This window comes from Streptomyces sp. NBC_01485, assembly GCF_036227125.1.
GTDB lineage: Bacteria > Actinomycetota > Actinomycetes > Streptomycetales > Streptomycetaceae > Streptomyces.
This window is the reverse complement of sequence record NZ_CP109435.1, coordinates 4,357,996-4,376,921: the sequence shown is the minus strand read 5'-3', so window position 1 is coordinate 4,376,921 and position 18,926 is coordinate 4,357,996. Positions and strand designations below refer to the sequence as shown.

Here is an 18,926-nt window from a genome sequence, read left to right as displayed (position 1 = left end):
GATGAGGAGCAACCTGCGCCCGGAGCCGCCGAACGCGCCCGTGCCATTCCTGCGCTTCGGCCCGAGGTCGGACCGGACCCGGCATGAGGGCTGGCAGGAGTTCCGCCGGACACGGGATCTGTTTGTGCCGGTCAGGAAGATCTCCTTGGCCGAGTACGGGTTGATGAGCCCGCGCAAAAGGTCCTTGTATGACCTGCACCGTGCGGCCACGCACGTCAACATGCAAATGCTGGACACCCCGATGAGCGAGATGGTCACCACGCTGATGCGTTCGCGGATCCAGAACAACGCGATGCGTATCGGCCCGAGCACCCTGGACGGGCTGATGATCAACGGCGGTGGGTACCAGGGCAAGACGGAGACCGCCTGCCGGACCGCCGTCGAGTTCGAGGACACCTGGCGTGACCTGTTCGAGCAGTACCCCGAGTGCTACTTCGATCCAATGCCCGGCACCCGGGACCTGATCGCGCCGGTCGCCTACTGCCAGACCCCGGTGAAGGCCACCCCGATCGGCCTGTGCGAGGCAATTCTCGACTACTACGGTGCCCCCTACGGCAAGAACCTGCGCGGCATGATCCGCAACGCCCGCGAATCGATCAAGGCGCACGCCACCACTGTCCTGATCATCGACGACATCACCCGACTGAAGATGCACCGGGAGGACGACCAGGACACCCTCGACCTGATCCGCGGCCTGATGGACTTGGACGTCACGCTCGTCCTCATCGGCGTGAACATCCCCCGCTCCGGCCTGCTCAGGGAGGGCTGGCACGACCCCCGCACCAACCAGTGGGTCTACGCACCACTGAAGAAGGGCAAGAGCTACAACCCCGACGCCTCCACCCAGACCGAGCGCCGCTTCGACTTGGTCACACTCGACCCCTTCGACTACAGCAGCGACGCGGGCATCGCGGCCTTCATTGACCACCTCGTCGGCGTTGAGAACCAGATCCGGCTCTTCAACGCCGGCCCTGGCACGCTGTCCCAGGGGCTGATGCCCGAGTACCTCTACCGCCGGACCCACGGCATCGTCGGTCTCCTGCGGCGCCTGATCGAGGACGGGCTGACCAAGGCCATGGAGAGCGGCTCGGAGGACCTGACCATCGACCTACTCGACGAGATCACCATCAACCTGGGCAACGTCCCCGGCAAGGACGACGGGCGGGACGCCGAAGCTGGCGAGATCCCCGACGTCGACACTTCTCCGAAGCGGAAACCGGGCCCGAAGCCCAGGAAGGGCCGCAACAGCGTCTACGACGACCGAGGCACACCTCCGGCGGCTGAAGCATGACTAGCCGCGCGCTGTCGCGCAGTCTTGACCCGCTCGACGACGAGACCATCGTCGGCTTTCTCCTCCGCCTCGCTTGTCATAACGGCACGAACCCTGCTCAAATCGCCGCTCGTATGGGGTTGATGGACGAGGCAGGCAACGCTCCCGGCGTCGTTTCGCCCTGGCTGCTTGCGGACATGGACAAGCCACGTCTTGTCCGGACGGCACGCGCGACACACCTCACTGTGGCGGAGGCCAGCAAGCTGCTGCTGGCCCCTATGGGACATAAATACGGCCTCGTGAGCCGCCGATACTGGCCGTGGACGAGCCCGCAGCAACTGGCCCGCCCCAACCGCTGGGTCTTCATCCGGACTTCTCAGTACTGCCCGCCGTGCCTCGCGGGTGATGACGACTCGCTGGGACGCCTGTACGGAGGTGCCTGGAAACGGGCCTGGCGGCTGCCGGTGGTCTTCGCGTGTTCGCGGCATCAGCAACTCCTGAGCCGTACCTGTCCTAAGTGCCGAACCCCCGGACAGTTCGCCCCCACCGGCCTGATCGCTCGCCCAGGCACGGAAGATCTTCATCCAGCTCAGTGCCGAGCCGTGTCCCCCGCCCTGCACACGGGTCGGGGGCGACGCTCGGTCTGCGGGACCGACCTCGCGCGTATCCGCCCCACTCGCCTGCCGGGAGACGCAGACTCCGTCGGTGTGCTGCTGGCCCTTCAGCAACGCCTCGATGCGCTGTTGTCAGCCGACGGGCCACAGAAGGTCAACAGCTGCGGCCAACTCGTACCGGTCGCCCAGTACTTCATCGACCTGCGTGTCGTGGCCACCCTGGTCCTGGCTTCCTGGCCGGAGGCCAGCGGCTTCGCGGCGACACCTACCCTGGCCCAGGCAATCGGGCGAGAAGCAGACCAGCGACTGCGCGACAGCCGGCGCCGCACATCAGGCGCATCGAAAAGACCGTATGGGATCAACTCGTTGCTCGCGCCTATGGAATCCCCCCTGACCATGGGTGCAGTACTGGGGATCGCCGAACGCATGCTTGATGGCCGAGAGAAACAGTGGACTCGAAGGGCCGTAGGCCCGGCCTATGGCAGCGCCCTGACGCTGCACCGGGACACCTTCCAGAAACTCGCCCGCCTTCCCGGCACTTCATCCGCGTTGCAGGAAGTTCTCGGAGTGGCGAAGGAGGCAACGGACAGTTCGAGCGCCGAGATCTACGTCCGCGGCCCACGAAACGGCTGATCATGCGTCCTCTGCCACGCAGCCTCGACCCGTTGCCCGACGAAACCCTCACTGGATTCGTACTCCGGCTCTCCCACAGGCTGGGTACGACACCCGGAGAGATCGCCGTCCGTACCGGCTTGCCCTCTCGACTGCCTCTGAGCTTCCTGTACCACTTGGACGACGAATACCTCACGGGTTTCGCTCTCGCCACACAGCTGACGCCCGCCGAAGTCAGCGGCATGCTCCTAGCTCCACTCGGAGACCGCTACGGGCCGCTGAACCCCGCGCTCACCCCACGCCGTACCCCAGCGCGGATGATCTACGACAACCCGTGGGTTCTGACCCGCTCCACGCGTTACTGCCCGCACTGTCTCGCTGGGGACGGTACCGCCATCCAGGATCTCCACGGTGGCGCATGGAGGCGGCTTTGGCGTCTCCCCGTGATATTCCTCTGCCCCAGGCACCAACGCCTCCTCCAGCACCAATGCCCTGGCTGCAAAGCACCCGCTCAGTTCGCCCCCGCGGCAGACGCCATCGCGCGGCTGACCGATGACACACTCCACCCATGGCAGTGCCGCATCGCTGCGCGTCCAGTATCACCAGAGCAGCCCGAAGCAGTCTGCGCAGCCGATCTGACCCGGCCTGATCTGTTTCCCGTAACACCCGATGCGGTCACGATGCCCGTGCTCCTACAAGTCCAGCGACAGCTCATTAACTTGCTTGTCGCGAGCGGACCCGAGACCGTGATGAGCGCCGGCGCACCGGTCTCCGTCCTCCACTACTTCGCTGACTTGCGCGCCGCGGTCGCCATGATCTTTCGGTCCTGGCCCGTCGCCCGCGCGTACGCCAGCACCCCCTGCCTGGCCGACGCCCTCGATGCGGAGTACACCTCCCGCGCCGCGCAGGCCGAGCCGCTGCTCAACACCCCGGGCAAGAAGAAGACCTCCAAGCCTTACACCGTGCCGCCGACAGAGTGCCTCGCCACCGGCGCGGCACTCGCCATCGCGACGAACCTGCTCGACGCACACGATCCGGGAGACGCCCGGAGTCGGTTGGCACCGCTCGTTCAACGGCTGAGGGAGGTGGACCTCGCACTGAGCACCTGGCTTCGCCGCCCGTCTTGGATCTCGGTCTCGCTGAGGCAAGCGGTCATGGATCTTCCGATGGGCAGAAGGGGCGCAGCATGATCGCTCAACTCGTGACGCACCACGCTGGGCTCATCGGCTGCGGCTTTCCCAGGTGCATTGCTTGACTATCCCCTGCCATGACCGGGAGCCGGTCGTGGTATTCGGGAGTGGCAGAGCCACATCGCCCGCATTTCCGCCTGGGCGGAGGGAGAGATCATGGCCGCGAATCTGTCATCGGATCCGGTTCGCGGGTGACGGTACTGGGTGTTGGTCGCCGGTGCCGGTCCAGTAGCCAAGGGCCATCCAGAGTTCGTAGTGCAGGAGCCATGCTGAGGTCCACGGCAAGATCGTGTCCGCGAGGAACATGTGGTCCCTCCACTCCCCGGGCAAATGCAGACATAGGTCGCCGTCGGGGTAGACGTGCGGTAGGGCGGTGGCGTCCGGATGCAGTGCCAGGGGTGGGTCGGTGACGGTGACTCGTGGCCTGCGCCGATGGCGGTAGACGATCCGAACTCTGTAGCTCCTACTCATAGGGGTCGGTTGAAGGGTGAGCGTGCAGAGGAGTTCACCGCCTCGCACGGTCCCTTGGGCGTCGGGGACGGCGGCCTTGATCGCGGCCAGCTGGCGGCCGAGGTTAACCGCGCGCGCCGGGATGCTGGCCATAGTTGGTGTTCGGCTTCCTGCGGGGACCTGCGGCGGTTGCGGAGAGCAGCCCGGTGGCGCTCATTCGCTGGCCGGTGGGGGCTTTCATGCGGGCGCCGTAGCTCGCGAAGGAGTGCATCACGGGGCCGGGCGCGAAGGACTTGATGAGCTGGGAGTAGACCACGTGCAGGCCCTTGGATTCCGTCAGGGCCAGGTTGTCCATGATCGTGTTGATTTCACTGAACCAGGAAAGGTACGCCTCACGCCGCTCAGGGTATTCGTTCCATTTATCCGTGAAGTTCTCGTCCTCGTGGGCCGGGTTGGAAACCCGCCACTGGCCGTCGTGCTTCTCGATGAAGTACGGCATGGCGGCGAGGACGTTGCGGACGCCGGTGAACAGGTCGTCTTCACCGCGGTAGGCGCGGGCGGCGAGTGTGGTCAGGAGGATGGAGGGCGGCCGGTTGTCGGGGTCGTCGGCGAAGAAGAGCATGCAGTGCCACTTGAGGATCTGTACGAGCCTCTGCAGGGTGCTGCGGATGTGGTGTTCGGGAACCTTCGCGACGCTGGCGACGAGCCGCTTTTCGAGGAGGGCGCGGGAGAGTTCCGAGCGGGCGCGGAACCAGTCCGCGTAGCCGAGAGGGTTGCTGTGCTGCCACTTGTGGAGCTTCTTGTCCGTCAGGAGGATTCCGGTGGGCGGGTGTTCCTCGTCGGGGATGGCGGGCAGGACGTCGAGGTGGAAGCCGGGGTACCCGAGGGTCCAGCAGCGGCGGCGGGCTTCGAGGCTTTCGGGGCCGTCGGTGTGGCCTTGGCGCTGCTTCCAGCGCCGGTAGGCCACCAGTTGGTCACCGACTCGCTGCTTGAGTTCCTCTTTCGTCGTGCTGTCCCGTTGCAGCGGGAGCCGGCAGACGAGGTCGATGTCGTACTCGCCGGTCTCGGTGTTGGGGCGGACCACGGTGCCGAGGAGGAAGGAGCCCTGGGAGTGGATCTCCCATCCGGGGCTGCCGTTCTCGGCGAGCCAGGTTCCGACTTCTCCGTACCGCTCGATGGCGGTGTCGTGGAGGTCAGGGGCGATGTCGAGGACTTCCACGGCGCCGTCGAGCAGCATGGAAAGCATCTGCTCGGCGGAGTCGGTGTTGTCCTGCGTCTGGTGGTACGCGTTCACGTCATTCCTTACGAGCAGAGTGGAGGGGGACGAAAGCCGACGCGAGGTGATCGCAGAAAGTGCGGTGGACGGCCGGGGAGACGTCGCGGCTGACATGTCCGGCCCATCCCGAGAGGGTTGTGGTGTCCACGTCGTCCAGCGCGAGGGCGCCGGTGGGGACCGTCGGGTTGAGACGGAGCACGTCGTCTTTGCCGACGAAGTGGCGTACCTGCTTCGCGGCGCTCTCGCTCTGTGCCCGCATGAGGACCTCGACCGCGTCGCGGGCCCAGGGCAGCAGACCGCCGCGGTCGAGACGGCGGTGGCGGTGGCGGACGTCGGTCGTGGTCCCGAGGCTGAACACCCGGATCGTGTCGAGGGGCACAGACAAGGGGCCCACGGCCTCGGTCAGCGCGACCATGGCCGGGTTGTTCGCCCAGATGCCGCCGTCGACGAGCCGTGCTCCATCCAGAGGCATCCCGGGCAGGTAGGTCGGCGCGGCAGAGGTGGCCAACGCGACGTTGACGGCCTTCTCGCGCCAGTCGCGCTTGAGGCCGGGCAGATGCGGGGTCCGGAAGAGGTAGACGTCGTCGGCCGCGACGTTGTAGGAGGTGATGACCAGGCGTTTGGTGCTCTCTCCGAAGGTCCGTTCGCCGAAGACTTCGGTGAGGGCCGCGCGCAGCGGCTCCGCGCTGTACTTCGCGCGCATCAGGTGCTTCAGGCCCCGCAGGCGGCTACGGTCCCGGAAGATGCGCGGCCCATGCTCGGTGTAGAACTCCAGGATCTGCTGCGGGGACAGCCCGAGTCCGAGGCCCAGCGCGATGATTCCGCCTGTCGAGGTGCCGGCGATCAGGTCGAAGTGGTCGGCGATGCGGACACCGAGATCCTCTTCGAGGCGGGCCAGGACCGCGGCGGAGAACATGCCACGGAAGCCGCCGCCGTCGAGGGCCAGAATCTGGAAACGCTCCGTCACTTCAACCGCCCCCGCGCCATGGGTTCGAGGAAGCTCCGCCTGTCGCAGTCGGATCTCCACTATCGAGAGTACTTATTATCACGGCATGTGTTTCCGTGCGCGTTTCCACGCGGAAGTCGTAAGGTTTGTGTTGACCACGCACCCTGGAGCGTGCGTGGTTTCTGTGTTCCGCCAAGATGTGGAGATCAAAGTCCGGCAGGCCAGGCAAGGGGAAAGATGAGCACGCAGGCGTTCGAGCGCTCTCGGCTGCGGACCGCCCGCGAACTGGCAGGTTGGAGCCAGACGCAGCTCGCCCGCGCGAGCGGGCTCACTCCTGCCGCGATCAGCCAGTTTGAGAGCGGCGCGGTACGACCCAGCCCGGAGACGAGCAGTGTCCTGGCCTCGGTACTTGGGGTGCCTCAGGAGTTCTTCCACGAAGCGATGGTCGAAAGCCACGAGGGCTTCTTCCGGTCGCTGCGCCGGACGTCGGTGTCCGACCGCCGCCGTGCGCGGGCCATCGCTCACGTGGCTCACGACCTGGCCGTCCATGCCTCATCCGCGCAGCGGTTCTGTGCCGGCGACGTGCCGATGCTCCCCGTGAGCGGACTGCAGGCGGAACGGGCGGAGGTCGAAGAGGTTGCGGCTCAGGTACGGAAGATCTGGGGACTGCCTTCCGGACCGGTGTCCGACGTCGTTGGACTTCTTGAGGCGCGTGGTGTCGCGGTGATCCGTCTCCCCCTCGACAACACGGATGTCGACGCCTTCTCCCTGCCTTTTCCTGATCATCCCGTTGTCGTCCTGGGTACCGACAAGGACGACCGAGCCCGGTCCCGCTTCGACAGCGCACACGAACTCGCCCATCTAGTGCTGCACGGCGAGCAGATCTGGGGCGTAAAGGAGGTCGAGACCCAGGCCCACCAGTTCGCGGCGGCCTTCCTTATGCCCGCAGAAGACATCCACGACCAATTGCCGACCACTGTCGACTGGCCAGCCCTCTTCGCGCTCAAACGGCAGTGGCAGGTGTCCCTGGCCGCTCTGCTCATGCGTGCCCGGACCCTGGGGCGCATGAATGAGAACACCTATCTAACCGCCATCAAGGCGGCGTCTGCCCGGGGATGGCGCCGTGTTGAACCGGTCCCTCTTGGTCGGCCGGAGCAGCCGACAAGGCTCCTCGCTTACCTTGCCTCTGTCGACAGCGCCCCGGCGCGAGCCATCCTGCCGGCCCAGATCGTGGAAAGCCTCCAGACCGCGTCAGCGGCATGACCGCACTGGCTCGTACGCGCAAGATGTCCGTACGCAGCCGCACCACGCCGTCTCCCCGTGAGGGGGCGTCGCAACTTCGCGGGCTGGCGTGCAGCCGGTTACTGCGCCTCGCCGCCGTCCGTGCGCAAGGTCTCCGGGGCCCGCTCCTTGTGGCTGAGGGCTTCGGCGATCAGCTCGCGGTACACCTTGACCAGCTCATGCGGTTGGTCGCGAACAACTCCAAGATGAACGGCTCGCTCCACAACCGCCTTGTCGTCCAGTGAGTCGAGCCAGATCCGGACCGTTTCCGCCTCAGGCCCTTCAGGGGATGGAGCGAGGACCTCGACGAGACCGGCACGGGCAACGACAGCCGAGATCCTGTCCCGGGCACGCACAACAGCGGGTGCGCGGCCCGCCGTTGTTAGTTCAGCGCGTAGGTCTGCGCGCCCGACCGCGATGTCGAGCTGCGGCGGCAGCGGGCTCACCTCGTAGCTTCCGGTGACAAGAATGGGGATGGCTATGGTGCGCACCCAGTGCTCAAGAAGCTCCAGCTCATGGGCGGCGATGACCCACACCCCACTGTGAGGTCGCTGCAGCGAAACGGTCGGCACCACGGAGAAGGGAATGCGGGCACCACGTGGGGCGCTGGCGAGTACATCGCCTTCACGTAGGGGTAGGCCGTCGCCCGGCTGGGGTCGCGGTTTGAGGGGAAGCGCAACCGTCAGGTCGCTGCGCGGATTATCCGGGTACACGGCCCCGAGCCGTGTCGCCGCGACAGCGGGGGTACGGTGCTTGGCTAGGTTGGTGTGGACGGCTAGGAGTCGCAGCGGATGCTCGTCCGAGTCCCGGCGCTGGAACGGCTGCAGCCGCTCGATGCGCTGCGCGAGGGGTGTGCCGACATGAAGCGGCGGAAGCCGGCGCCGCCGGCTGTCTCGGAACCACTTGGCGAGCGTCCCGGCGTCCGTGGTGGCGGGCACCTCGACACCCCGCGCCTCCTCGTCCGTCAAGGGTCGCCCGAGATTGGCCTCGACCTCCGCGTACAGGGTGTGCTCCAACGCAGCCCGTAGCTGGGTGAGAGCGTCAGCCACTAGCCGGGGTACCGCTTCCGGGAGAGGCGCAAGTGCCTTGACCACAACCTCCACCCGGTCGCCCGTGACCACCTCGGCGAACGTGATCGGCCCCCGCTCGGTGTAATCATGAGTCAGCTGCAGAGCGCGGTCGATCGTGTGATCCACATGGGCCAGCGTCGCGACCACGTGAAGCTGGTGGTCCGGCAGCCAGGAGTAGTCCACGCTGTCAGGGCTCATGGACACGACCCTAGCGATGAGCTCCCCACCCCTACGGCCAATTGCGGCTCGGACGGATTCAGTTGTAGTGAGGGTTGGCCATCACCATGGCGCCTCGAACTGTTTCACAAGGCCACGGAGACCCGTCGCACCCAGCACACGCTGGTTCATGGCGGTTGCTCGGCGCATGCGCCGCCAACTGGGGTGCCGCCACACCGCGCGCCCACCTCTCATCGGCTGACATCCCCGGGTCCGTCTCCCCAGCGAGCCGCACTGCCCGGTCGTACGCGGCAAGTTGCTCGTGAATATCGCCTGTCATAGGGAGTGAGGCTACCGAAGGGCCTTCTATGCCATGCGCGTATATACCGGGCTGTGCGGCCCTGGAACATCGCTGAAGCGATTGGCGCTGCACAAAAGATCCTGGTTGCCTTGCACGTCAGGCGCACGATCAGGGGGTCTTCTGCTGAATCCAGGTGGTGGGCTGCCGGGGGCGGCTAGGGTCGCCGGGTCTGCTGCTGTCAGTGAAGGGGGAGGGGATCGGCCGTGCCGAAGCAGGTGCCCATGACCGCCGACGAAATCGGTGAACTGCTGGGGCCCGTCGCAGCTGGTTGGCCGGCGCTCGGGCTGACCGTCTACCGGGGCGGCTGGTACGTGCCTAACGGGGACGACCCGCAGCAACAAGTGCGAGTGTTCCACGATCACGTGATGATCGGCTGGACCCAGGAACCACACCGGTGCCCCGGTGAACGGGAGTACTGCAGTGTGGAGTACACCGACCGGGAAGGGCTGATGTACGGCCCGACGTACCCGGGCGGCGGCATGCCCGCCGACCCGATCGCCGCTCACCGGGAGGCTCAGGAAGGTGCGCGCTGAAGGCGGACGCGCCGACGGCCTTGACTGGTAGGCCCGCATGTTGAAGAGTCGCGTATTCCTCGGGGGCGGCGGAAGTCTTGTCACCATGTGTGGCTCCAGGTGCCGCCAGCTTCGGTGACTAGCCGATTCGCGGTCTTGTCGTGATAGCCGAGGGCCTTGGCGATGACGGTGCGGTTCCTGGGGCGGCACCTGCCGCACCCGCGGCAGGTGCCGACGGAGGTGGCGGATTACCTGGCGAGCAGCCGGGGATCGCGGACGCCGGGGTGCTGGCGGAGTACGGCGAGCGGGACGGTACGGCCCGCTCGCCCGCCGGGGAGATCCAGCAGGACAGGGCTGGCGGGACTTCGCCGAGGTCCGGGACGAGCTGGTGGGGTGGCTGGACGCACGGGCCTGGACGACCAGGGAGGGGCCGAAGGCGATCTTCGACGCGGCGGTGGGGTGGCTGCGCGAGCGGAGGGTGCTGCTGCCGGGGTGAGCCGGTTCGCCCGGCTGGTGACCTCTTCGCCGTACCTGCCGAGGCTCGACGCCGTGATCCGGGCCGCCACCGCGTACCTGCACCGCTGAGCGCCGGTGTGCGGCCAGTCCGGCGAAACCGGGTGCGAGGCGGCCCCACCGACCGGAAGAATCATCGGCTATGCCGTACTCCGTCCCCGCATCCGGCGTCCCGGATTCCCAGTACGTCCGGCGCATCCTGCGCCACTCGCAGAGCTCACTCGTGGAACTCATCGCCTCCACGAGCGCACAGCTCCCGCACCCCCGTGACCTGCGCGAGCACGAAGGTCTCGGCGTATACGGCCCTTGGGCCCTCGCCGACGCCGCCTGGATCTCCCTTGCCCTCGGCCAGGACATCAACCGCGCCCCGGCACAGCCGCGCGACCTTGCACAGATACTGGGCTTCTACCTCGCCCTGGACGACCCCTTCTACAAGGAGTCGCCGCAGGAGAAGCTCACGCGCCTGCTCCTGCGGGTGGCCGGCCAGCAGTTCATCTGGCAGGTAGACGAGTACGCCGAGCTGAGCCGCGCGGTCGCTCTCCTCACCCAGACCAGCACCCCGGAGCCCCTCAAGGTGATCGGCCCTGGCTGGGCACAAGACGTGCTCGGGTGCTCGGTGGCCGACTACGTCGGCCTGGCCCGCTACGTCTGGGCGACCACCACCAGCATCCCGATCCCGGAGCTCAAGGGCCGATTCATCCCGGACATGATGCTCGCCCCGGCGGACTACTCGGCCTTCTCCACGCTGCGGTCCGTAGCCGATGCGACTGCGGTCCTGGAGCGCCACTTCGTGACCGACGCCCCCGGACTCCAGGCGACGTACCCGGCCTCCCCGGACCCGCTGCTGCGCCGCTACGGCCACAACCCCCTGCGGACGACCCCGCTGGTCGCCGGGTTCGGCGAGGGCTACCTGGTTCCGGTGCCGGCCGCCGTCCTGTCCAAGGCGAGCATGCTCGGCCTCTACTACACCGGCGGCGAGGAGAACTCCACGCCGCGCGGCAAGCTGTTCACCACAGACCTCGGGCACCTCTTCGAGGCGTACGTCGGGCGCCAGCTCGGCCTGCTCGACAACGCGACGGTCTACCCCGAGATCCGGCATCCGGGCGCGAGGAAGGGGGACGGCGGTAAGTCCGTGGACTGGATTGTCGTCTTCCCGGACCTGGTGCTGCTGGTGGAGGTCAAGTCCGCCCGACCCAACGCCAACCTGCGCCTCGGCGCGGAGAACTACGCCCAGATGCTGGCCAAGACGCCCGGCGAAGGATTCACCCAGATCGAGAAGACCGACCGGCTCATCTCCGAGGGCAACCCCGCGTTCGCGCAGATCCCGTCCCACCTGCCGCGGCGGGGCATGGTGATCACGATGGAGCCGTTCCACCTGCTCAACACCGCCGAGCTCCGCGCCGGAATCCAGCCCACCCCGAACCCGGTGACGGGCGAGACCATCCCCATCACCACGGCCTCGATCCACGAGCTGGAGCACGCCGTCACCATCACCGACATCAGCTTGTCCCAGCTCCTGCTCACCGACCCGCCGAACGGCGCCCTAACGCTGCTGCAGTTGTTCACGGGGCACGAGTTCCTGGAGAACAACCCGATCCTGGAGGAGGGCTGGAAGGCCATCCCCCTTTTCGGCCCCCAGCAGCGCTGACACGGCGCGGCCCGGGGGTCGTTCCCCCGGGCCGCACCAGCCCACGTCATCTGGAGGGCGGTCGTCAGCCCTCTCGGCGGCGCACGGCCCGGAGCGCAACGTCGTACGCCATCGCGCCGAGCGCGAGAACCACGAGCGGCCACACGAACGGGGATCCTGCCGGGACAGCACCGTGGACCAAGAACGCACCGAGGCTGCCGGTGCCGAGCATCGCGGTGCAGGCCGGCAGGTCCGGCGGGGTGATCCGCAGCACCATCTCCCGGCGTACGGCCGGGCGCGATGGGCCCGGAGCGGGAGCACTCATCGCACGTTCCCCGTACCCGCCCCGGCCTGGAGGGCGCCACTGGTGATGTGGGCGGCAAGCCGCTTCACCTTCCGGCGGACCCGCTTGCCGACAACCTCCGGCTCTGGAACACCGGCGGCCATAGCGGCTTCGGCCCAGCTGGTGATTCCGTGGCGGCTGCGCCACATAACCACTGCCCGCTCGTCCGTGGACAGGGTCTCCAGGATCTCGATCAGGCGCGAGTCCTCGAAGCCATCGAAGCTGAGGTCGATGGCCGGCTGTCCAGAAAGCACGTCGTGCAGGGTCATCCCGTGGCTGAGCGGGGCGTCGAGCAGTCGCACGTACTCCCTGTTGGCCTTACGGTCCCAGATCGGCTTGAGTTGCTTGTTGATGACGCTGGCCTCGGCCAGGAACAGGGCCAGGGCACCGGGGGAAAGTCGGCCTTCGTTGTGAAGCGGGTCCGCCCAGTTGCCGAGCAGGGCGGTGGAGATCGGCTCGCTCCACCCGCTCCACCTTCCCAGCGCCTCCGAGGTGTAGGCGCGGATCGCCGCCCGGTCCCCGGTGAGGGCGGCCTCGCGGGCGTTCAGCGCCCGGACCACCTCGGGCACCGGGACGCCGACCGCCTGGAAGCCGGACTCGACCATCTGGTTGGCCGGGTGATCGGGTTTGAGCACCGCCATGCCGGTGGTGGTGGTGATCATCGTGCTGTGAGTACCGCGATCGAACGGCTCGGGCAGTGCGAACGTACCGTCGATGTCGATGGCGACGGTCCCATCTTGGCGAAGGGTCACGAGTTCGCCTTCGCACCCGGCCCAATCAACCGGGAACAAGGCCATGACGGCCCCTGCGGCATCCGGGTCCCAGTTGAACTCGTTGATCCGCTCCGCCATCTGGGTGTCGATGGAGTCGTTGTCCTCGACCATGTAGTAACTGGGCGTCTGGTCCTCGGTGGCCATGGGTGCCTCCTCGCGTCGCTGGAAAATCCTTCTCCCCTTGGGCCTCACACGGGCCCGATCCGACAACGCCTCCACAGATTTCCGTGTGACCTGCATCACGCGACCAAAGTGCGCGCAGTCCCAGATCGCCCCGGCGTCGGCGCGGGAGTTCTTCGCGGCTTCCGGAATGGAGCCTCGGTGGTTCAGTGGGGTCGGGGCTCTCCTGGGCTGCCCCCAGTGCGGAGCGCCGAGCTTGAGTCGGTCGAGATCGACCACCTCCTGGAGCATGCAGGGCTGACCTACTGCGGCGCCCGCTGTGTTCACTGCGACTGGATGGACGGCACGGAGGAGTAGACCGGACGACGCCGAGCGGATGGAGGCGTGATCACCCGCAAGCTGGCCCATTTACCAGATCTCATTGACAGATCTAAACGGTAGATCTAATATTCAGATCTAACGAAGCTCCAGGCTTCACTCTGCCATTCAAGGATCTTGAGGAGCAACAACGTGGCCAAGCAGGTCAAGGAGACGGTTCAGATCGCGGGTGCGCTGTGCGTGCAGAGGGGCACGCGCATGCTGCAGGCGTTCGCCGACGCCATCACAGTGTCGGACCACCAGGAGGTCGATATCTTCGACCCCGACACGAACGAGGGCTACCAGCGGGCTCCTGTGACGGCCCGGGTGCGCAAGGCGGCCCGGTACTACGACGAGAAGAAGGGCCGGATGCCGAACCCGCTCCTGATCAACATCCGCAAGGACGACATGGACGGGGAGCGGGTCGTCATCGTCGTCGACGACGACCAGGCGGGATATGAGAACGCCGTCCTCGAAGGGGGAAACTGGATCGGCACCGGGCGCATCGAGTTCACCGACGACCTGTCGCTGTGGATCTATGACGGCCAGCATCGCGCCGGCGGTCTGAATCAGCTGCTGGGCGAGCAGGAGGACTTCGAGGACTTCCCCGTTCCCATCAGTCTCACCCTGGGCCTGGACCCTGGTGAGGAGATGCGCGAGTTCTACGAGGTCAATACGAATGCCGCCAGCGTCAAGACCGACCTCGCCTGGCAGCTGCTGACCAAGATGGCGGAAGACAACCCTGAGCTTCGCGAGATGCTCGCGGCAGAGGACAAGGACTGGATCACTCGCGCCTACGCCGTCGTCGACGAGCTGGAGAAGCTTGACGGTCCGTGGAAGGGCAGGTTCCAGGAAGCCAACCGCCGTAAGACCCGAGGTGACGGGGTGACCATCCCTAAGCCGCAGTTCGCCCGCTCCCTCAAGCCGGTGCTCGACATGCCGTCGTTCAAACGCGCGGACGCGGCGACCGTCGCAGCTGTACTCAATGCCTACTGGGCCGGCATCAAGCAGGTCATGCCCGAGCCGTTCGAGGAAGCGTCGGACTTCGTCCTGCAGAAGGGCAACGGAGCCGTGGCGCTGCACCGCGTATTGCCGCAGGTGGTCGAAGTGGTCCGCAGCAGTGGCGGGAGGTTGGGCCAGCCCGAGGGGTATGCCGAGGTGATGAGCGAGCTTCCTACCCTGGAGGGCGAGTCCGTCGACAACGACGGCCAGCGTGCAATCCGCTCGGGTGCCGACTTCTGGCGCGTCGGCTCGGTCGCCTCGGGATTCAGCGGTGACGCTGGCCGTAGGCGTCTCAGTCTCCTCATTCAGAGCCGTCTGCCCTCCCCTGCGGAGAGCATTCAGCTCTGACCAGGGAAGCCCATCGCCAGGTGCAGGGGTCCACTCAGAGTGGACCCCTGCACCCATGCTCGCTTGCGGGCCCCGACCAGCGGTGAGACTGCACGACAGTTGTCCTGCAAATACGACACCTATCGTGCTCAGTCACAAGCGTCGTCCGAAGTGGCGCGACACACTATTGCAAGCATGTGCTTGCAATAGTTAGCGGGGCTGGTGCACAGTGGAGGCATGGCATCGCTCAACGTCGGCAATCTTGGTGAGTACCTGCGGGAGCAGCGGCGCAATGCGCAGTTGTCGCTTCGGCAGCTCGCCGACGCCGCCGGGGTGTCCAATCCGTATCTGAGCCAGATCGAGCGCGGGCTGCGCAAGCCGAGCGCGGAGGTGTTGCAGCAGGTCGCCAAGGCCCTGCGGATCTCCGCCGAGACGCTGTACGTGCGGGCCGGGATCCTCGACGCGGAGCGGGACCGGGACGAGGTGGAGACGCGTGCCGTCGTCCTCGCCGATCCCACGCTGACCGAGCAGCAGAAGCAGGTGCTGCTCCAGGTCTACGAGTCCTTCCGCAAGGAGAACGGATTCGTGGACGGCGACAGTGGCGACGGTGCGGTGGACGCCCAGGAGCGGAAGCGGAAGCAGGAACAGAAGCAGGACCACGAGAGCGACGCCGATCCGCAGCAGACGGCCAGTTGACCGGACCAGGGGACCGGCCGCCCCGCTGCGGACCTGCACGACCCTCAGCCGAAAACGACGTACAGCACGCACAAGACATACGTGAATCCGGGAGGATCTTTACCATGGCCATCACCGACGACCTGCGCAAGACCTTCAGCGACCCGACTCCGCTCTACTTCGCCGCAGGCACCGCCGACCTGGCCTTCCAGCAGGCGAAGAAGGTGCCGGGTCTGGTCGAGCAGCTGCGCACCGAGGCCCCGGCCCGTTTCGAGGCCGTCCGCAACACCGACCCCAAGGCCGTGCAGGAGAAGGCCGCCGCCCGTGCCAAGGAGGCGAGCGTCAAGGCCAAGGAGGCGCAGGAGAACCTCCAGACCAAGGTCAGCGAGTTCATCGGCACGCTCGACGGCGACATCAAGAAGCTCGGCAGCACCCTCGACGCCGACCTGAAGAAGCTCGGCGAGTCCGCCCAGGATCTCGCGCTGCGCGGTGTCGGCGTCGCCGCCGAGTACGCCGTCAAGGCCCGCGAGACGTACGAGAAGGTCGCCGAGCACGGCGAGCAGACCGTGAAGACCTGGCGCGGCGAGGCCGCCGAGGAGATCGAGGAGTTGGCGATCGCGGTCGAGCCGAAGGCGGAGCCGGTCGCGGCCGAGAAGAACGAGCAGCCGAAGCTCGTCGCGGTGGAGGCCGAGTCCGGGGCCGCCTCGGAGAAGAAGCCCGTCGCCAAGAAGGCTCCGGCCCGCAAGATCACCGAGAAGAAGACGACGCCGCCGGCCAAGTGAGACCGACGACCGCCGGGACGGACGCGGCAGACGACGGCATACGGTCACGGGCCGGGCACTCATCGGGTGCCCGGCCCGTTGTACGGGTAGCGGGAGCGCGGTTGCGGGTACGGTGACCGCGTAGGGACGGGTAAGTCGGCAAGTCGGCCAAGCCGGACCAGGTCCCGTCCGGTCCAGTCAGGTCAGGTCTAGTCGAGACGAGATACGTCGAGTCGGGTGGTGGGCGTTGTGCTGATGGCAGGCTTCGCGGGGCTGGTGTGGGTGCTCTACCTCGCCATGCTGGTCCTCGCCGTGGTGGCGCTGGTGATGGCCGCTCTGTTCCGTGATGACGCGTACCGGGCCGCCAGCAAGCAGAACAAGGGCTTCTGGCTGATCATCCTCGGCATCGCGGTCGCGGTGAACCTCCTGGTGCCGATGCTCTTCCTGCAGCTCGCGGGGCTCGTCGCCACGATCGTCTTCTTCGTGGACGTACGGCCCGCCCTCCGGCAGATCTCGGGCGGCGGCGGCTGGGGCGGCCGACGCGGCGGAAGCAGCAGCGACGGCCCGTACGGCCCGTACAACGGCGGCCGATAGAGGCCAGTAGGGCTCTGGAGGGGGCGCAGCCCTCCAGGGGGCGCGGGGCAGCATCGATATGCGGCTCCGCCGCGCGGCGCGACCAGCCAATACGGACCGGCAGCCGGCATCGGCATGCGACAGGCCCCGCAACGGCGGGTTTCCGAAGCGGCGAGCCCAGCGGAGAGTTACGGCATGCGGTCCAGCAACAGCACCGCCACGTCGTCCGTCAGCTCGCCCCCGTTGAGTTCACGCACCTCGTTCACCGTGGCCCGCAGCAACGCCTCTCCGCGCAGCCCCTCGGAGAGCTGGCGGCGGATGATCTCCACCATGCCGTCCTGACCCAGCCGTTCCCGGCCCCCGCCGATCCGACCCTCGATCAGGCCGTCGGTGTACAGCATCAGGCTCCACTCGGCGCCCAGCTCGACCTGCATCCGCGGCCAGCGGGCGCCCGGCAGGAGACCGAGGGCGGGGCCGTTGTTGTCGTACGGCAGCAGGCGCGCGGGACGGTCCGGGCGGGCGATCAGCGGCGCCGGGTGGCCGGCCAGGCACAGGCCCGCGCGGCGGCCGTCGGGCGCGATGTCCACCGTGCACAGCGTCGCGAAGATCTCGTCGTCGTCGCGCTCGTGCTCCAGTACCTGCTGGAGCGTGTTCAGCAGGTCGTCCCCGCACAGACCCGCCAGTGTCAGCGCCCGCCAGGCGATGCGCAGCTCCACGCCGAGCGCCGCCTCGTCCGGGCCGTGCCCGCAGACGTCGCCGATCATGGCGTGCACGGTGCCGTCGGGCGTGCGGACGGTGTCGTAGAAGTCGCCGCCGAGCAGCGCGCGCGAGCGGCCGGGGCGGTAGCGGGCGGCGAAGCGCAGCGGGGAGCCCTCCAGGAGGGGCGTGGGCAGCAGGCCGCGCTCCAGGCGGGCGTTCTCCTGCGCGCGCAGCCTGCCCTCGGCGAGCCGTCGCTCGGCCGTGTCGGAACGTTTCCGCTCCACCGCGTACCGGATCGCGCGGCTCAGCAGCCGGCCGTCCAGCTCGTCCTTGAACAGGTAGTCCTGGGCGCCCACGCGTACCGCCTCGGCGCCGCGCTCGGCGTCGCCGGACGCGGTGAGCGCGAGTACGGCGTGCCGGGGCGCGAGACGGAGCACGTGCCGCAGGACGGCGAGTTCGTCGTCGGGCTCGCCCGCCTTGCCGGGCGCGGGCAGCGCGAGGTCCAGCAGGATGCAGTGCACGTCGTGCGTGAGCAGCCGCTCGGCCTCGGTGAGGTTGCGGGCGGTGCGCACCCGGATCGGCCTGCCGTCGGAGTCGTGCAGGTCGCGGACGATCGGTGCGGCCGTCGGGTCCTCCTCGATCAGGAGGAGGGTGAGGGGGGTGTGGGGGGCGGAGGCCGTGCCGGTGGCGGCCATGCCTGCGGAGCCCACGACAGTGGAGCCCACGGCGGTCGAGCCCACGGCGGTGCAGGCCGGGGCGGTGCTTCCGCCGGTGGTGCTCATGCCGGTGGTGCTCACGCCATGGTGGACGCCGTCGGCGGGCGTGGCGTTGAGCGGGCCGCCGTTCTCGACCGTCGTCGTCTCGTCGAGCAAAGCGTCCACGGAGTCGACAGTGTCCACAGAGTCGACAGTGTCCACCGTGTCCACGGCGTCCTCGTGGCGAACGTCTGCTGCCTTGGAGGGGCCGCCGACGGCGGGCGCGGCCTGCGCCTGACCACTCTCCACGGGCGGGATCGTTCTCTGCCGCGGTATGGGTACGGGCATCGTCCTGGGTTCCTTCCCTCCCCCCGAGGGCATGGCGGGGACGAGGGACCTCGACCCACCGACCGGGACCATAGCGGCAGAAGGCGGCGCAACGGAATGGTGTACGGCACGCCGCCTGATCTCTCGCCGCTGTCATATGCCGCGTTCCGTACCGCAGTTGGGCAGGGCGGGAGGGGGGTGGGAACGGGGTGGGATGACGAACGTCACGTCCGCGGGGAGTTTGGGGGGTGGAGCGAGGTGCCGTGGGTCACGTGGCCCACCTCATGCGGCCCAGGCGGCTCACCTCATGCGGCCCAGCGGGCCCACTTCATGCGGCCGTCGCCCGACCGTCGCCACGCGCACCTTACGGCCGTCGCCACGCGTCTTACGGCACGC

The 18,926-nt window shown here is 67.6% G+C and carries 16 protein-coding genes and 2 pseudogenes; 12 read left to right on the top strand and 6 right to left on the bottom strand.

Features of this window, described 5'->3' with window-relative positions; all coding sequences use genetic code 11:
* Position 1: 1 nt before the first annotated feature.
* From OG352_RS19885 to OG352_RS19870, 4 genes and pseudogenes are all read left to right on the top strand, one after another.
* A complete protein-coding gene (locus OG352_RS19885) occupies positions 2 to 1,291 on the top strand; it encodes an ATP-binding protein (protein ID WP_329218617.1) in 1,290 nt (429 codons plus the stop codon).
* Positions 1,288 to 2,517 carry a TniQ family protein gene (locus OG352_RS19880; protein ID WP_329218615.1) on the top strand — a complete coding sequence of 410 codons (1,230 nt, stop codon included), beginning with the start codon at positions 1,288 to 1,290 and terminating at the stop codon, positions 2,515 to 2,517. The genes OG352_RS19885 and OG352_RS19880 overlap by 4 nt, the downstream gene beginning before the upstream one ends.
* 2 nt (positions 2,518 to 2,519) lie before the next feature.
* A pseudogene (locus OG352_RS19875) lies at positions 2,520 to 2,963 on the top strand (TniQ family protein); the annotation flags it as partial.
* A gap of 282 nt (positions 2,964 to 3,245) precedes the next feature.
* Positions 3,246 to 3,686, top strand: a complete 441-nt coding sequence (locus OG352_RS19870; protein ID WP_329224193.1) for a hypothetical protein — start codon at positions 3,246 to 3,248, stop codon at positions 3,684 to 3,686.
* Positions 3,687 to 4,260: 574 nt separating this feature from the next.
* On the opposite strand, the gene OG352_RS19865 is transcribed toward OG352_RS19870, so the two are convergent.
* Positions 4,261 to 5,430: a cyclic GMP-AMP synthase DncV-like nucleotidyltransferase gene (locus OG352_RS19865; RefSeq protein ID WP_329218614.1), complete on the bottom strand. Its 1,170-nt coding sequence runs from the start codon at positions 5,428 to 5,430 to the stop codon at positions 4,261 to 4,263.
* Between the two features lies 1 nt (position 5,431).
* Positions 5,432 to 6,379: a CBASS cGAMP-activated phospholipase gene (locus OG352_RS19860; protein ID WP_329218613.1), complete on the bottom strand. Its 948-nt coding sequence runs from the start codon at positions 6,377 to 6,379 to the stop codon at positions 5,432 to 5,434.
* 216 nt (positions 6,380 to 6,595) lie between these two features.
* Between OG352_RS19860 and OG352_RS19855 the strand changes: the two genes are divergently transcribed.
* On the top strand, positions 6,596 to 7,621 hold the full coding sequence (locus OG352_RS19855; protein WP_329218611.1) for an XRE family transcriptional regulator: 1,026 nt from the start codon (positions 6,596 to 6,598) through the stop codon (positions 7,619 to 7,621).
* Positions 7,622 to 7,719: 98 nt separating this feature from the next.
* Here OG352_RS19855 and OG352_RS19850 read toward each other — a convergent pair whose 3' ends face one another.
* Positions 7,720 to 8,907, bottom strand: a complete 1,188-nt coding sequence (locus OG352_RS19850) for a hypothetical protein (RefSeq protein ID WP_329218609.1) — start codon at positions 8,905 to 8,907, stop codon at positions 7,720 to 7,722.
* Positions 8,908 to 9,447: 540 nt separating this feature from the next.
* On the opposite strand from OG352_RS19850, the gene OG352_RS19845 reads away from it, so the two are divergent.
* The 3 genes and pseudogenes from OG352_RS19845 (at position 9,448) to OG352_RS19835 (ending at position 11,899) form a co-directional block, all read left to right on the top strand.
* Positions 9,448 to 9,759, top strand: coding sequence for a hypothetical protein (locus OG352_RS19845; protein WP_329218607.1), 312 nt, complete (start codon positions 9,448 to 9,450; stop codon positions 9,757 to 9,759).
* A 165-nt stretch (positions 9,760 to 9,924) separates the two neighbouring features.
* Positions 9,925 to 10,260, top strand: a pseudogene (locus tag OG352_RS40000) (DUF4158 domain-containing protein); the annotation flags it as partial.
* A 133-nt stretch (positions 10,261 to 10,393) separates the two neighbouring features.
* Positions 10,394 to 11,899, top strand: coding sequence for a hypothetical protein (locus OG352_RS19835; protein WP_329218602.1), 1,506 nt, complete (start codon positions 10,394 to 10,396; stop codon positions 11,897 to 11,899).
* Positions 11,900 to 11,963: 64 nt separating this feature from the next.
* On the opposite strand, the gene OG352_RS19830 is transcribed toward OG352_RS19835, so the two are convergent.
* Complete coding sequence (locus OG352_RS19830) at positions 11,964 to 12,203, bottom strand: hypothetical protein (RefSeq protein ID WP_329218600.1); 240 nt, start codon at positions 12,201 to 12,203, stop codon at positions 11,964 to 11,966.
* Entirely contained in the window at positions 12,200 to 13,138 is a 939-nt protein-coding gene (locus OG352_RS19825) for a hypothetical protein (protein ID WP_329218598.1), read from the bottom strand. The genes OG352_RS19830 and OG352_RS19825 overlap by 4 nt, the downstream gene beginning before the upstream one ends.
* Positions 13,139 to 13,624: 486 nt before the next feature.
* Here OG352_RS19825 and OG352_RS19820 point away from each other — a divergent pair, with 486 nt between their 5' ends.
* From OG352_RS19820 to OG352_RS19805, 4 genes are all read left to right on the top strand, one after another.
* The gene (locus OG352_RS19820) at positions 13,625 to 14,821 is read left to right on the top strand and encodes a DGQHR domain-containing protein (RefSeq protein WP_329218597.1); all 1,197 of its coding nucleotides are present in this window, start codon (positions 13,625 to 13,627) and stop codon (positions 14,819 to 14,821) included.
* A gap of 216 nt (positions 14,822 to 15,037) precedes the next feature.
* Positions 15,038 to 15,496: a helix-turn-helix domain-containing protein gene (locus OG352_RS19815; protein WP_329218596.1), complete on the top strand. Its 459-nt coding sequence runs from the start codon at positions 15,038 to 15,040 to the stop codon at positions 15,494 to 15,496.
* 104 nt (positions 15,497 to 15,600) lie between these two features.
* Complete coding sequence (locus OG352_RS19810) at positions 15,601 to 16,257, top strand: hypothetical protein (protein ID WP_329218595.1); 657 nt, start codon at positions 15,601 to 15,603, stop codon at positions 16,255 to 16,257.
* Between the two features lie 234 nt (positions 16,258 to 16,491).
* Positions 16,492 to 16,830 carry a DUF2516 family protein gene (locus OG352_RS19805; protein WP_443072305.1) on the top strand — a complete coding sequence of 113 codons (339 nt, stop codon included), beginning with the start codon at positions 16,492 to 16,494 and terminating at the stop codon, positions 16,828 to 16,830.
* A gap of 167 nt (positions 16,831 to 16,997) precedes the next feature.
* Here the strand turns inward: OG352_RS19805 and OG352_RS19800 are convergent, their stop codons facing one another.
* Entirely contained in the window at positions 16,998 to 18,551 is a 1,554-nt protein-coding gene (locus OG352_RS19800) for a PP2C family protein-serine/threonine phosphatase (protein WP_329218594.1), read from the bottom strand.
* Between the last annotated feature and the right edge of the window lie 375 nt (positions 18,552 to 18,926).

Excerpts from the sequence above, each read along its gene's own strand:
- OG352_RS19885 (WP_329218617.1), top strand. The coding sequence starts at position 2 with ATGAGGAGCAACCTGCGCCCGGAGCCGCCGAACGCGCCCGTGCCATTC.
- OG352_RS19880 (WP_329218615.1), top strand. The coding sequence starts at position 1,288 with ATGACTAGCCGCGCGCTGTCGCGCAGTCTTGACCCGCTCGACGACGAG.
- OG352_RS19870 (WP_329224193.1), top strand. The coding sequence starts at position 3,246 with ATGAGCGCCGGCGCACCGGTCTCCGTCCTCCACTACTTCGCTGACTTG.
- OG352_RS19855 (WP_329218611.1), top strand. The coding sequence starts at position 6,596 with ATGAGCACGCAGGCGTTCGAGCGCTCTCGGCTGCGGACCGCCCGCGAA.
- OG352_RS19850 (WP_329218609.1), bottom strand. The coding sequence starts at position 8,907 with ATGAGCCCTGACAGCGTGGACTACTCCTGGCTGCCGGACCACCAGCTT.
- OG352_RS19845 (WP_329218607.1), top strand. The coding sequence starts at position 9,448 with ATGACCGCCGACGAAATCGGTGAACTGCTGGGGCCCGTCGCAGCTGGT.
- OG352_RS19835 (WP_329218602.1), top strand. The coding sequence starts at position 10,394 with ATGCCGTACTCCGTCCCCGCATCCGGCGTCCCGGATTCCCAGTACGTC.
- OG352_RS19830 (WP_329218600.1), bottom strand. The coding sequence starts at position 12,203 with ATGAGTGCTCCCGCTCCGGGCCCATCGCGCCCGGCCGTACGCCGGGAG.
- OG352_RS19825 (WP_329218598.1), bottom strand. The coding sequence starts at position 13,138 with ATGGCCACCGAGGACCAGACGCCCAGTTACTACATGGTCGAGGACAAC.
- OG352_RS19815 (WP_329218596.1), top strand. The coding sequence starts at position 15,038 with ATGGCATCGCTCAACGTCGGCAATCTTGGTGAGTACCTGCGGGAGCAG.
- OG352_RS19810 (WP_329218595.1), top strand. The coding sequence starts at position 15,601 with ATGGCCATCACCGACGACCTGCGCAAGACCTTCAGCGACCCGACTCCG.
- OG352_RS19805 (WP_443072305.1), top strand. The coding sequence starts at position 16,492 with ATGGCAGGCTTCGCGGGGCTGGTGTGGGTGCTCTACCTCGCCATGCTG.
- OG352_RS19800 (WP_329218594.1), bottom strand. The coding sequence starts at position 18,551 with ATGCCCGTACCCATACCGCGGCAGAGAACGATCCCGCCCGTGGAGAGT.